Origin of the sequence: Klebsiella sp. CTHL.F3a (assembly GCF_019890895.1) — a bacterium.
GTDB classification, from domain to species: Bacteria; Pseudomonadota; Gammaproteobacteria; order Enterobacterales; family Enterobacteriaceae; genus Klebsiella; species Klebsiella grimontii.
In genome coordinates this window covers 298209-311312 of sequence record NZ_CP082360.1, presented here as the reverse complement: position 1 = coordinate 311312, position 13104 = coordinate 298209, and the positions used below count along the sequence as shown (strand labels likewise).

Sequence of the window (13104 nt, the reverse complement as noted above, 5' to 3'; positions counted from 1 at the left end):
GCGCAGTCCTGTTGAATAGGGTGAATGAAGCGCGCGTCCCGCGCTGTAGCATGGGATCTAGAATGGGGGATAGTTGGGTGAATTTCAATGTCAGGCGCCGCGCGCAGGCGGGTATTACTGCGATAAGTCTGGCCGTTGTGGCCATCACGCATAAAAAAGCCGGGTTCGCATCGCGGCGACCCGGCCCGTTTTAAGGCGATAACTGGCTTACACCACCATACCCAACAGCAGGCAGCCGATCAAACCGCACACGGAGATAATGGTTTCCAGCACTGACCACGACTTAATGGTCTCGCCGATGGTCAGGTTGAAGTATTCCTTAAACAGCCAGAAGCCCGGATCGTTAACGTGGGAGAAGATAACGCTGCCGGAGCCAACGGCGATAACCATCAGTTCAGGGCTCACGCCGGTGCTGGCGATCAGCGGCGCGGCGATACCGCCCGCGGTGATAGCCGCAACGGTGGCGGAACCCAGCGCGATACGCAGAACCGCAGCAATCGACCACGCCATAAACAGCGGGGACATATTGGATTCATGCATGATAGAGGCGATGTATTTATCCATCCCGCTATCGACCAGCACCTGCTTGAAGGCGCCGCCGCCGCCGATGATCAGCAGCATCATGGCGATGATTTTGATCGAGGAGGTCAGCGTATCGTTAATCTGCTCCATTGAACGACCGCGGTTGAGACCGAAGGTGAACATCGCGATCAGTACCGCGATCAGCGTCGCCATCACCGGGTCGCCGAAGAATTCAGCGATCGGCAGGAAGGCGTGGCCTTTCGGCAGAACCATCTCGGCCACGGCGCGCATCGCCATCAGGATAACCGGGACCAGCGAGGTCCAGACGCTGACGCCAAAACCCGGCATCTCTTCTTCAGTGAAGGTTTTCGGGTTATGCAGCCCTTCCGGAATCGGCTTATCGATGCCTTTCAGGAAGCGCGCATAAACCGGGCCCGCGAGGATAACCGTCGGGATCGCCAGAATCGTACCAAACAGCAGGGTCTTGCCCATGTCGGCATGGAAAATAGTGGCAATCGCCGTCGGGCCCGGGTGCGGAGGCAGGAAACCGTGCGTCACGGAGAGCGCGGCCGCCATCGGCACGCCGATATAGAGCAGCGGGATACCGGCGGATGCGGCGATGGTAAAGACCAGCGGCAGCATCAGTACGAAGCCCACTTCATAGAACAGGGCGAAGCCGACGGTAAAACCGGTCAGCACAACCGCCCATTGAATATGTTGTTTACCAAATTTGGCAATCAGCGTGGTGGCGATACGCTGCGCACCGCCGCAGTCCGCCAGCATTTTACCGAGCATCGCGCCGAAGCCCATGATCAGCGCGAGGCTGCCGAGGGTTCCCCCAACGCCGTTTTTGATGGAGACGATAACTTTATCCAGAGGCATACCCTGCATGAGCCCGACGGCAAGTGCCACCAGAACCAGAGCGATAAACCCGTTCAGCTTGAAACGGATCATCAGCAACAATAACAGGGCAACCCCGATAGCAACGATGACTAATGGCATGATTTACCTGGCCTTAATTTGTTATGGGTAACGTCATAGTTTCAACATTGACTTCATCCGTTCCGACCGGAACAAAAAATGTCTGACGCCGTAGAAGCTGGCTTTATCCTTACCCAGAGAAAGGATAGCTGGCTATTTTTTTATCTGTGGCGCCTGAAGTGAATGATACGGGTAACATATGAAGTTTGAGAATCACCTGGGCGGTGAAAATTTCAAATATGAGACTTAAGTCATACTCTTTCCCGGGTTTTTGCCGGGTCGCTTAGCGGGGAATGTTGCGCGGTAACATGGGGGAGCCGCCCGGCTGCGCAAAGGCAACCGGGCGGATAATTAGTAGTAGGAGTGCTCGCCGCGCTGGTGTTCGGTCAGATCGCGTACGCCTTTCAGTTCCGGGAACTCGTTTAGCATCTGCTTCTCGATCCCTTCTTTCAGCGTCACGTCGACCATCGAACAGCCGTTGCAGCCGCCGCCGAACTGCAGGATCGCCAGGCCATCTTCGGTGATTTCCATCAACGTGACGCGCCCGCCGTGACCGGCCAGCTGCGGGTTAATTTGCGACTGCAGCAGGTACTCGACGCGCTCCATCAGCGGGGCATCGTCGGACACTTTGCGCATCTTGGCGTTTGGCGCTTTCAGCGTCAGCTGGGAGCCCAGCTGGTCGGTAACAAAATCGATTTCAGCGTCTTCCAGATACGGCGCGCTAAGTTCATCGACATAAGCGGTGAGCTGTTCAAACTTCAGCGCGGTATCGGAATCTTCCACCGCATCCGGTGGGCAGTAGGACACGCCGCACTCGGCGTTAGGGGTGCCGGGATTGATCACAAATACGCGAATTTGTGTCCCTTCTTCCTGATTTGCCAGCAGTTTGGCAAAGTGCGCTTGTGCAGCATCGGAAATACGGATCATAGCGTTGGCCTAATAGTTGACTATTTTACTGGGTTATAATACGCCCATCAGCAGGGGTCTACAAGGTACGGCATATACACCATACCTGAACCGTCGCGGCGCCGTTTCGCAAAAGCAGGCGGGATATCTCGGCGACGGTGCTTCCGGTTGTGACGACATCATCCACAATGGCGATATGGTGACCCTGTAGCGACAATTCAAGCTGAAAGGCGTTTTTCAGATTCTGTTTACGCAATCTGGCGCTGAGCTGATGCTGGGTGCCGGTACGGCGCCGACGGGTCAGCGCGTCGCTACGCCAGGCGCTGCCCAGCCAGCGGGATAGCGGCCGACACAGCAGGTCGCTCTGATTAAACCCCCGCTTCCACTGGCGCCGCTGCCAGAGCGGCACGCTAATTATCCGGTCCGGGCGGGGAAGATCCCGACGCAGGCGAATGCGCAACAGCAGCAGACGCGCCAACGCCGGGGCCAGCTCGGGCCGCTTATTGAATTTCAGCTGGTGAATCAGGCCGCTCAGCGGCGGTCGATAGTCATTCACCGTCACCAGCCGCTGCCACGGCGGCGGTTTTTGCAGGCAGCGCCCGCAGGGCAGCGCGCTTGATTGGGCCGGCAGGCCGCACTGCGGGCACAGCGGTTCAGACGCCAGCAGCGCCGACGCGCATCGCGAGCAGATCCCCCAGTCGGCGATGGCTAGCGGCATTTGGCATAGCCAGCATAAGCTGTGTGCTGTTAGCATATTTCCCCCTCATATTGGTGGAAAGAGAACAGTAACTGATGAAAACGATCGCGTGGCAGACCACGGGCGAAGGAAATTGTCATCTTGTGCTGCTGCACGGATGGGGGCTGAATGCCAAAGTGTGGGATTGCATCACGCCGCAGCTGGCTTCGCATTTTACGCTGCACCTCGTCGATCTTCCTGGCTATGGCCGCAGCGGCGGCTTTGGCGCGATGTCGCTGGAAGAGATGGCGCAGCGGGTGCTGGAAAAAGCGCCGGATCGCGCGATCTGGCTAGGCTGGAGCCTCGGCGGGCTGGTGGCCAGCCAGGTCGCGTTATCCCATCCCGATCGCGTGCAGGCGCTGGTCACCGTCGCCTCTTCCCCCTGCTTCAGCGCTCACGACAGCTGGCCCGGCATTAAGCCCGACGTGCTGAGCGGATTTCAGCAGCAGCTGAGCGAAGATTTTCAACGCACCGTCGAACGCTTTCTGGCGTTGCAAACCATGGGTACCGAAAGCGCGCGTCAGGATGCGAGAGCGCTGAAGAGCACGGTACTGTCGCTACCGATGCCGTCGCCGGAGGTTTTAAACGGCGGGCTGGAGATCCTCAAAACCGCCGATTTACGCCAGCCGTTGACTACCCTCGACGTGCCGTTTTTGCGCCTGTACGGTCGCCTGGATGGCCTGGTGCCGCGTAAAATCATCCCGGTTCTCGATGCGCTGTGGCCAAAAAGCACGTCGATTGTCTTCGATAAAGCCGCCCATGCGCCATTCATTTCACATCCGCAGACGTTTTGCGCTCCGCTGATTGAGCTGAAGCATGAGATCGATAAATTTTTTTAGCGGGACGTGGTAAAAACGCAAGGTGCAGCAATACTTAGGTTGTTGCGGGGGTTGACTATTTCACGCCGGACCCGTGACCTAAAAAAAACAACCTAATGGAGAGTAGAGGCTATGAAACTTGTTACAGGAATTGTTGCATCTCTGGTGATTGGCTCCCTGTCCTTCGGCGCATTCGCCGCCAAGGAAATTCAAAAAGACGAAGTGGCTAAGATGAACCTGACCAAAATTGGTTCTATTACCACCTCAAGAACGACCTCTCCGATGGATGCAAAGCGCGATCTGTCGAAAAAAGCGGATGAGCTGGGTGGCACCTATTTCGTGGTGATTGCAGGCGAGAAGAACGAGAAAACGGTTCACGCTAACGCGGACGTCTACAAGTAAGCCAGAAAGCGGGTCTCAGGACCCGCTTGCAGCCCTGGGCCCGGAGGCGTCGCGGTGAGACTGTACGCGCTCCCCACCCCAAAACCGTACAAATCTATGATTGAATCTCCCGGGTCGCGGCGTAAACGCCTTACCCGGGCTACCAGACTCAAACCGCACAGGCGTGTAGCCCGGATAAGGCGTAAGCCGCAATCCGGGGAAATCAACCTTTACATACCCATCAGCGCAGCGACCACCACTCCCGCAGGCAGGCTTTGCCTTCCGGGCAGCTTTTACAGCTGCCGGAGAGGCAGCCATCGGCATCCTCGGTCACTTTCACCGCTTTACCCATCGCTTCCAGGCGGCTCAGCATCGCGTCGATCAACGGCTGCGGCGCTTGCAGGCGGGCGCTGAGCTGCTTTGCGTCCATCCTCCCCTGCAGGGCCAGCATATCGCGCACATCAATTAACGACGCCATCATCGCTCCTTAGTGACAATCGCCAGCCGGACTCTGGCAGCAGGACGACGGCGTTTTGCGCGTCGCCAGCAGCGAGACGTCCACCCGGCTACGTGCTCTGCGCAGCAGGCCGAAGACCACAATATTAAATAACACAACGGCCAGAATGCACACCAGGCTATAGCGCGGATGCTGGCTAAAGCTGACGGTCTGGTAGTACAGCGTAGAGAGCGAGTAAGCGATATTCAGCCCCCACAGAACCGAGAACATCATCCAGCCACGGCTCGACTCACGGGCAATCGCCCCCATGACCGAGATGCAGGGAATATAGAGCAGGACGAAAATCAGGTAGCTGTACGCCGCAGCGGCGCTACCGAATTTGCTGCCCATCACGCCCATCGCGCCGGTTGCCATTTCGCCGTCGCCTTTACTGGCTTCGATAGGGTTGGCCAGCACGCTCAGGCTAAAGGTGTCTTTCAGGCTCTGCCAGGTCTCATCTACCGCGGCCAGTAGCTCATCGCCGAGGTTAAACGCCTGCGGATTAAACGCTTCGTTCTGGATATCTTCGGCGGTGTAGAGGGTGTTCAGCGTCCCGACCACCACTTCTTTCGCCATCGCGCCGGTAAACAGGCCGACGGTCGCCTGCCAGTTATCCTCATGTACGCCAATCGGCTTAAACACCGGGGTAATCACCCGGCTGACCGACGCCAGCGCCGAGTCGTTGATGTTATCGACGATCTTACCGTTCAGCGAGAAGCTGTTCAGCGCGCTGAGGAAGATACTGACGATGACGATAACTTTACCTGCCCGCAGGACGAAGCCTTTCAGGCGCTGCCAGGTCTGGATGAGCAGGCTTTTCACGTGCGGAACGTGATACACCGGTAGCTCCATCACAAACGGCGATGCTTCGCCGCGCATAATGGTATGCTTCAGCATCAATCCGGTCGCAATCGCCATCACAATCCCCAGCACGTACAGGGAGAAGACCGCCAGCGCGCCGTTCTGGCCGAAAAAGGCGGCGGCGAAGACGGCGAAAATCGCCAGCCGCGCGCCACACGACATAAACGGCGCCATCATAATGGTCATTAGACGCTCGCGCGGCGCATCAAGCGTACGCGCGCCCATCACCGACGGGACGTTACAGCCAAAACCTACGATGAGCGGCACGAAGGATTTCCCCGGCAGACCCAGCGCCTGCATCAGGCGGTCCATGACAAACGCCGCCCGCGCCATATAGCCAGAGTCTTCAAGGAAAGAGAGGAACAGGTACATCATGCCGATCTGCGGCACCAGCGGCAGCACGGTATTGATACCGCCGCCAATCCCCTGGGCGAGAAACACCGTCAGCCAGTCCGGGAAGTGAAGAGAGTAGCCAATCCACTGTATGCCGTGAATAAAGATAGCGACGGAACCGGCATCAAAAATAGGCTGCAGCGCGCCGCCAATATTAATCGCCAGCAAGAACATCAGATACATAACGAACAGGAAGACCGGCAGGCCGAGGAAGCGGTTGAGGATCACTTTATCCATCGCTGTGGTAAAGCGGCTGGGCTCGGCAGTGAGGGTATTACTGACCGCATCGCAAATGGCGGCAATGCTTTGGTAGCGGGCATCGGCGATGTGCAGCGCAGGGTCATCCAGCTCTTCGCTCAAATTCGCCAGGGCTACGTCCAGCTTGTGGGCGGCGTCTCCGGCGAAGGCGCGACTATAAATATCGCCTTCAAGCATCTGTAAACCCAGCCAGCGGCGCTGGCGCGGCGGAATGTCCGCGGCCATTATCTCCGCCAGCTTGTCCGCCTCCCGCAGCAGCGGCCGCGGATAGTGCACCAGTTCAATATCCTGATTCTGCTGATGGCGGTCGATAGCCATTTTCAAGGCTTCGATACCGCGCCCGCGGGTGGAGACCAGCGGGATCACCGGGCACCCGAGGCGGGCGGCCAGGGCGTCGACATCAATGCGGATGTTCTGTTTTTCCGCGATATCGAGCATATTCAGCGCGACCACGCAGGGGATGCCGAGCTCCAGCAGCTGTAGCGTCAGATAGAGGTTACGCTCCAGATTGGAGGCATCGACCACGTTTATCAGCATGTCGGCGTCGCCGCTGAGAATATAGTGGCAGGCAATCTGCTCATCCAGCGAGGTTTGCGAGGAGATGGTGGTCAGGGAATACGTGCCAGGAAGGTCTACCAGCGTGACCTGATGATCGGTGGTGTTGAAGCCACCCTCTTTGCGCTCAACGGTCACCCCCGCCCAGTTCCCGACACGCTGGCGCGCGCCGGTGAGCTGGTTAAACAGCGTTGTTTTCCCGGAATTTGGATTACCAATTAAACCAAGGGTTAATTTTTTCATATTCATACTCTTAGTGCCGGTCAGGCATTATTGTGCAACCGCTTCCAGCTCAATTAACGCAAGATCCTTTTTACGTAATACCAGGCTAACGCGTCGGGTTTCAATATGAATAGGGTCGCCGAGCGGCGCCACGCGGACCACATTAAAAGACGACCCCGGCAGCATCCCGAGGGACAGCAGCTTCTGCCGATATGCCGGACTAATATCGCGGGAGAAGCCGGTGATTTTCCACGCACTATCAGGTGTGAATTGCATAGGACCTACTTGTTTATCGCCAACTGAAAAGAGAGTTTTCCGTATGCGCCGGAAACGCGGCGCCAGGGACCGTAGCCAACGAAGAATAAAAAATATTCAATGGAAATAATGATAATGAGAATAGTTTTTATCATCAATACATATAATGCGCTCGATTCTTTTTTTAAACAGGAAATTGAGCATTTGTTGATATTGAGCAAACTCTATTTTGTCAAGGCCGTAGCGAGAATCATTATTTCTGCTTAGCAAATGTTTAATAAAGGTGTCATTGGTTAATGAAATGAAAATAATAATCTCATTATCCGCAATTCGCGCTTATTAAGAGGTTATAAGAAAATACTGATGCTTGTTTGCGCAATATGGCGAAGAGCAGAGGAGAAACGGCCCCTCAGAAAAGGGGCCGGAAAGAGACTAGCGTTTTTTACCCATTGCCGCCGCCAGCGCGTCCATCATCGCGCTGTTGCCCGCTGGCTGCGCTTCGCGACCGCGAGGTTTAGCGGCCTTCGCCGCCGGGCGGTTACCCTGAGGACGATCGCTTCCGCCGCCGCGGCGCGCGTTGCTGTCGCCAGGCTGTTCGTCCAGACGCATCGTCAGCGCGATACGCTTCCTCGGCAGGTCGACTTCCATCACTTTGACCTTCACGATATCGCCCGCTTTGACCACCGTGTGCGGATCTTCAACGAACTTATTCGACAGGGAAGAGATATGCACCAGGCCGTCCTGGTGAACGCCGATATCGACAAACGCGCCGAAGTTGGTGACGTTGGTCACCGCGCCTTCGAGGATCATCCCCGGCAGCAGGTCGTTCATGGTCTCTACGCCATCGGCGAACTGGGCGGTTTTAAACTCTGGACGCGGGTCGCGGCCCGGTTTTTCCAGCTCTTTGATGATGTCGGTCACCGTCGGCACGCCGAATTTCTCATCGGTGAAATCAACGGCTTTCAGATTACGCAGTTCGCCGCTGTTGCCCATCAAATCTTTCAGCGCCTGCTGAGTCGCCGCCAGAATGCGCTCCACCACCGGATACGCTTCCGGGTGCACGGTTGAGGCATCCAGCGGGTTGTCGCCGTGGTTGATGCGCAGGAAGCCTGCGCACTGCTCAAACGCTTTCGGCCCCAGACGACTCACCTTCAGCAGCTGCTGGCGGTTCTGGAACTGACCGTTCTCATCGCGCCAGGAGACGATATTCTGCGCCATCATGCGGGTCAGACCGGCAACGCGGGTGAGCAGCGGGACGGAAGCGGTGTTCAGGTCGACGCCGACGGCATTCACGCAGTCTTCCACCACCGCGTCCAGCTTACGCGCCAGCTGGGTCTGGCTGACATCGTGCTGATACTGGCCGACGCCGATAGATTTCGGATCGATCTTCACCAGCTCGGCCAACGGGTCCTGCAGACGACGGGCGATAGAGACCGCTCCGCGCAGGGAAACATCGAGATCCGGGAACTCCAGCGCCGCCAGCTCGGAGGCGGAATACACGGACGCGCCCGCTTCGCTGACGATAACCTTTTGCGCGGTCACTTTCGGGAACTGCTTCTGCACGTCGAGGAAGAAACGCTCGGTTTCACGCGAAGCGGTACCGTTGCCGATAGCCACCAGCTCAACGTTGTACTTTTCACACAGCGCGGCAACCGCCACCGCCGCTTTAGCGGCCTGCCCGGTATGCGGGTAGATGGTATCGGTAGCCACCAGCTTGCCGGTACCGTCAACAACGGCGACTTTAACGCCGGTGCGCAGACCCGGATCGAGGCCCATGGTGGCGCGCAGCCCGGCCGGCGCGGCCATCAGCAGGTCGTGCAGATTGCGGGCGAAGACGTTAATTGCCTCATCTTCCGCACGTTCGCGTACGGTACCCATCAGTTCGGTTTCGAGGTGCATCAGCACCTTGATGCGCCACGTCCAGCTCACCACGCCCTTACGCCAGCTGTCCGCCGGGGCGTTGTTCAGGCGCAGGCAGAGATGGTCGATAATGATTTGCTCGCCATGGCTCTCTTTCGGCGGCTCGTCGAACTGCGGGTCGGCATTTAAAGAGAGCTGCAGCACGCCTTCGTTGCGGCCGCGGAACATCGCCAGCGCGCGGTGCGACGGCACGGTGGCGATCGGTTCGTGATGGTCGAAGTAGTCGCGGAATTTCGCCCCTTCCTCTTCCTTACCGCTGACGACGGTCGCCACCAGGTGGGCGTTTTTCCATAGATAGTCACGCACTTTTGCCAGCAGGGCGGCGTCTTCCGCAAAGCGCTCCATCAGGATATAGCGCGCGCCGTCGAGAGCGGCTTTGCTGTCCGCGACGCCTTTATCGGCGTCGATATATTTGGCGGCTTCGGTTTCCGGGTCGTGGGACGGTTCGTTCCACAGCAGCTCAGCCAGCGGCTCCAGCCCTGCCTCAATGGCGATCTGTCCGCGGGTGCGGCGCTTCGGTTTGTACGGCAGGTAGAGGTCTTCGAGTTCGGTCTTACTCAAGGTCCCGTTGATGGCTTTTTCCAGCGCCTCGGTCAGTTTGCCCTGTTCGCCGATGGACTTCAGGATTGCCTGACGGCGATCTTCGAGTTCACGCAGATAACCGAGGCGGGTTTCCAGATTACGCAGCTGCGTGTCATCCAGACCGCCGGTGACTTCTTTACGATAGCGTGCGATAAACGGCACGGTGTTCCCTTCATCAAGCAGGCGAACGGCAGCTTCTACCTGTTCAGCTCTGGCCTGAAGTTCACCCGCAATAATGCGGCAGAGCGAATCATTCATCATCGGTTTAATTCATCTTTAGGATCAAAAATCAGGGGGATAGTTATACGGACTGACACGCTAAAATGCCAGCCGCGACCAAAGCCTCTCGGAATGTTCCGGGCCTATTTGGCTTTGACGTATTCAATTTCGTTCACGTACCAGGCCGCCTCGCCCGCGGGGGTGTTCACGATAGCTAAATCGCCGACCTCTTTTTTCAGCAGCGCGCGCGCCATTGGCGAATCAATGGAGATGTAGTCGTTGCGGCCAAAGATTTCATCGTAGCCGACAATCCGGAAACGCTTCGTCTCGCCCGCATCGTTTTCAATCTCCACCCATGCGCCGAAAAAGACCTTCCCCTCCTGCTGCGGCGAATAATCGACGATTTTCAGCTGCTCAAGGCACTTGGTCAGGTAGCGCACCCGGCGGTCAATTTCACGCAGGCGCTTTTTATTGTATTGGTAATCGGCGTTTTCACTGCGGTCGCCGAGGCTCGCCGCCCAGGTCACTTTTTTGGTGACTTCCGGACGTTCTTCGCGCCACAGAGTATCCATCTCTTTCTTCAGTTTTTCATACCCTTCACGGGTGATCAGCGGCGTTTTCATCGAAGGTTCCGGCTCCTGATTACAGATCTTTGTGCAATGCTGCGCACAATTCGTCGCACGTCATCATAGCAACAGGATAAATAATGTGTCTTATGCTTAAATGTATACTTAAGCTGCTGTTAAATATGCTTTGTAACAATTTAGCCTGGAATATATACCAGATTTCGCTGGTGGGCGACCCGGGCTTTTTTGAGAATACGTACTGACAATTGCAGTGAACCTTTGGGAGTATAAACAATGCAAGAGAATTATAAGATTCTGGTTGTCGATGACGACATGCGCCTGCGTGCGCTACTCGAACGTTATCTGACCGAGCAGGGCTTCCAGGTTCGTAGCGTGGCGAACGCTGAACAGATGGATCGCCTGCTGACCCGTGAATCCTTCCACCTCATGGTGCTGGATCTCATGCTGCCGGGCGAAGATGGCCTGTCCATTTGCCGCCGCCTGCGCAGCCAGAGCAACCCGATGCCGATCATTATGGTCACGGCGAAAGGGGAAGAAGTTGACCGTATCGTGGGCCTGGAAATCGGCGCCGACGACTACATCCCAAAACCGTTCAACCCGCGCGAGCTGCTGGCCCGTATCCGCGCCGTGCTGCGCCGCCAGGCTAACGAACTGCCGGGCGCGCCTTCGCAGGAAGAGGCGGTGATCGCCTTTGGTAAGTTCAAGCTGAACCTCGGCACCCGCGAGATGTTCCGCGAAGATGAGCCTATGCCGCTGACCAGCGGTGAATTCGCGGTACTGAAAGCGCTGGTGAGCCATCCGCGCGAACCCTTATCCCGCGATAAGCTGATGAACCTCGCCCGCGGCCGTGAATATTCGGCCATGGAACGTTCCATCGACGTACAGATCTCCCGCCTGCGCCGCATGGTGGAAGAAGACCCGGCGCATCCTCGCTATATCCAGACCGTTTGGGGCCTGGGCTACGTTTTCGTCCCGGACGGCTCTAAGGCATGAAACGCGTGCGCTTTTCGCCGCGAAGCTCGTTTGCCCGTACCCTGTTACTGATCGTCACCCTGCTGTTCGCCAGCCTGGTGACGACCTATTTAGTGGTGCTGAATTTCGCGATCCTGCCCAGTCTCCAGCAGTTTAATAAGGTTCTGGCCTACGAAGTGCGTATGCTGATGACCGATAAACTGCAGCTGGAAGACGGCACCCAGCTGGTGGTGCCGCCGGCGTTTCGCCGCGAGATTTACCGCGAGCTGGGCATTTCGCTCTATTCCAACGAAGCGGCGGAAGACGCAGGCCTGCGCTGGGCGCAGCATTATGAATTCTTAAGTCAGCAGATGGCGCACCAGCTCGGCGGGCCGACCGAAGTGCGGGTGGAAGTGAATAAAAGCTCGCCCGTGGTGTGGCTGAAAACCTGGCTCTCCCCCAATATCTGGGTGCGCGTACCGCTGACCGAAATCCACCAGGGCGACTTCTCGCCGCTGTTCCGCTACACCCTTGCCATCATGCTGCTGGCGATCGGCGGCGCCTGGCTCTTTATTCGTATTCAGAACCGACCGCTGGTCGACCTGGAGCACGCGGCGCTGCAGGTCGGGCGAGGCATTATTCCCCCGCCGCTGCGCGAATACGGCGCATCGGAAGTGCGGTCGGTGACCCGCGCTTTTAACCATATGGCGGCTGGCGTGAAGCAGTTGGCGGACGACCGTACGCTGCTGATGGCCGGCGTCAGCCATGATTTACGCACCCCTCTCACGCGTATTCGTCTGGCGACGGAGATGATGGGCGAAGAGGACGGCTACCTCGCCGAGTCGATTAATAAAGATATCGAAGAGTGTAACGCCATTATTGAACAGTTTATCGACTACCTGCGCACCGGTCAGGAGATGCCGATGGAGCTGACGGACCTTAACGCGGTGCTGGGGGAAGTGATTGCGGCGGAGAGCGGCTACGAGCGAGAGATCGCCACCGATCTGCAGCCGGGCGAGATCCCACTGCGCGTGCATCCGCTCTCCATCAAACGCGCGCTGGCGAATATGGTGGTCAACGCCGCCCGCTATGGCAACGGCTGGATTAAAGTCAGCAGCGGCAGCGAGGGGAACCGGGCCTGGTTCCAGGTAGAAGATGACGGTCCAGGGATTAAACCGGAGCAGCGTGAGCATTTGTTCCAGCCGTTCGTGCGCGGCGATAGCGCCCGAACGATTAGCGGAACCGGACTCGGCCTGGCTATCGTTCAGCGCATTATCGATAACCATAACGGTAAGCTGGAACTTGGCTCCAGCGAACGCGGCGGATTATTAATTCGCGCCTGGCTGCCGGTACCGATGAACCGCGCTCTGCCTGCGGTAAAATCCTCAAAAGAGAGCTAGATCGACCTTAAACCAACCCCATCCGGTACGCCCACATAAAACCGCCCGGCGGCGCTACGCT

The 13104-nt window shown here is 57.4% G+C and carries 12 protein-coding genes; 4 read left to right on the top strand and 8 right to left on the bottom strand.

Annotation, left to right across the window (positions count from 1 at the left end; translation table 11 throughout):
• Positions 1–207: 207 nt before the first annotated feature.
• From gntT to gntX, 3 genes are all read right to left on the bottom strand, one after another.
• Entirely contained in the window at positions 208–1524 is a 1317-nt protein-coding gene (gntT, locus tag K7H21_RS01400) for a gluconate transporter (RefSeq protein ID WP_004126272.1), read from the bottom strand.
• 330 nt (positions 1525–1854) lie between these two features.
• The gene (nfuA, locus tag K7H21_RS01395; protein WP_004126273.1) at positions 1855–2430 is read right to left on the bottom strand and encodes a Fe-S biogenesis protein NfuA; all 576 of its coding nucleotides are present in this window, start codon (positions 2428–2430) and stop codon (positions 1855–1857) included.
• Positions 2431–2488: 58 nt separating this feature from the next.
• Positions 2489–3163: a DNA utilization protein GntX gene (gene gntX / locus K7H21_RS01390; RefSeq protein ID WP_112165980.1), complete on the bottom strand. Its 675-nt coding sequence runs from the start codon at positions 3161–3163 to the stop codon at positions 2489–2491.
• Positions 3164–3201: 38 nt separating this feature from the next.
• Here gntX and bioH point away from each other — a divergent pair, with 38 nt between their 5' ends.
• Together bioH and K7H21_RS01380 are read left to right on the top strand one after the other, a co-directional pair.
• A complete protein-coding gene (bioH, locus tag K7H21_RS01385; RefSeq protein WP_004126275.1) occupies positions 3202–3984 on the top strand; it encodes a pimeloyl-ACP methyl ester esterase BioH in 783 nt (260 codons plus the stop codon).
• A 111-nt stretch (positions 3985–4095) separates the two neighbouring features.
• Complete coding sequence (locus K7H21_RS01380; RefSeq protein ID WP_004106665.1) at positions 4096–4365, top strand: YdgH/BhsA/McbA-like domain containing protein; 270 nt, start codon at positions 4096–4098, stop codon at positions 4363–4365.
• A 220-nt stretch (positions 4366–4585) separates the two neighbouring features.
• Here the strand turns inward: K7H21_RS01380 and feoC are convergent, their stop codons facing one another.
• The 5 genes from feoC to greB all read right to left on the bottom strand — a co-directional run bounded on the left by feoC (position 4586) and on the right by greB (position 10728).
• Positions 4586–4822: a [Fe-S]-dependent transcriptional repressor FeoC gene (gene feoC, locus K7H21_RS01375; RefSeq protein ID WP_004126276.1), complete on the bottom strand. Its 237-nt coding sequence runs from the start codon at positions 4820–4822 to the stop codon at positions 4586–4588.
• 9 nt (positions 4823–4831) lie between these two features.
• A complete protein-coding gene (gene feoB, locus K7H21_RS01370) occupies positions 4832–7150 on the bottom strand; it encodes a Fe(2+) transporter permease subunit FeoB (RefSeq protein WP_004126277.1) in 2319 nt (772 codons plus the stop codon).
• A gap of 27 nt (positions 7151–7177) precedes the next feature.
• The gene (gene feoA, locus K7H21_RS01365; protein WP_004126281.1) at positions 7178–7405 is read right to left on the bottom strand and encodes a ferrous iron transporter A; all 228 of its coding nucleotides are present in this window, start codon (positions 7403–7405) and stop codon (positions 7178–7180) included.
• A gap of 411 nt (positions 7406–7816) precedes the next feature.
• Positions 7817–10147, bottom strand: a complete 2331-nt coding sequence (locus K7H21_RS01360) for a Tex family protein (protein WP_004126291.1) — start codon at positions 10145–10147, stop codon at positions 7817–7819.
• A 101-nt stretch (positions 10148–10248) separates the two neighbouring features.
• Positions 10249–10728: a transcription elongation factor GreB gene (gene greB, locus K7H21_RS01355; protein WP_004106676.1), complete on the bottom strand. Its 480-nt coding sequence runs from the start codon at positions 10726–10728 to the stop codon at positions 10249–10251.
• 237 nt (positions 10729–10965) lie between these two features.
• Between greB and ompR the strand changes: the two genes are divergently transcribed.
• Together ompR and envZ are read left to right on the top strand one after the other, a co-directional pair.
• Positions 10966–11685 carry an osmolarity response regulator transcription factor OmpR gene (gene ompR, locus K7H21_RS01350; RefSeq protein ID WP_001157751.1) on the top strand — a complete coding sequence of 240 codons (720 nt, stop codon included), beginning with the start codon at positions 10966–10968 and terminating at the stop codon, positions 11683–11685.
• Positions 11682–13043, top strand: coding sequence for a two-component system sensor histidine kinase EnvZ (gene envZ, locus K7H21_RS01345; RefSeq protein WP_004126293.1), 1362 nt, complete (start codon positions 11682–11684; stop codon positions 13041–13043). The genes ompR and envZ overlap by 4 nt, the downstream gene beginning before the upstream one ends.
• Positions 13044–13104 lie beyond the last annotated feature (61 nt).